The sequence below is a fragment of the Pseudomonas sp. SB113 genome (genome assembly GCF_040754745.1).
Lineage (GTDB): Bacteria > Pseudomonadota > Gammaproteobacteria > Pseudomonadales > Pseudomonadaceae > Aquipseudomonas > Aquipseudomonas grimontii.
In genome coordinates, this window is sequence record NZ_JBFMHW010000242.1 from 1 (window position 1) to 393 (window position 393).

Sequence of the window (393 nt, forward strand, 5' to 3'; positions counted from 1 at the left end):
TTTCCTGTCGGTGAAGATTTCCCCGGCGACAAGGGCGGCGAGTGGCGCGGGGATTGGACGCCGTTCACCTCGCCATTCAATCTCACCTATCAGCCCACCGCGTCGATACCGTGCGGAATGAGCCCGGAAGGCTTGCCGATCGGTTTGCAGATTGTCGGCCGGGTGCGCGAGGAAGCAACCGTGCTGCGCGCCGCGAGAGCCTACGAAAAGACAAGGACATTTCCTCTTCCGCCTCTGTAAGCGCCCGAACGGGCAGGCTTGCGTAGCGAAGAGCATGAAGATTCGATTGGAGTAACGATGGCACAAGTATCGATCAGCAAGATCGTCAAACATTACGGCGATTATCACGCGGTGAGGGGTGTGGACCTCGACATTGCTGATGGCGAGTTCATC

1 protein-coding gene is annotated in these 393 nt (G+C 58.3%); it reads left to right on the forward strand.

All coding sequences use genetic code 11. From position 1 onward, the window contains the following. The coding region (locus AB1462_RS32380; protein ID WP_367249215.1) for an amidase family protein at nt 1-240 on the forward strand (240 nt) is incomplete at its 5' end. Nucleotides 241-393: the final 153 nt, after the last annotated feature.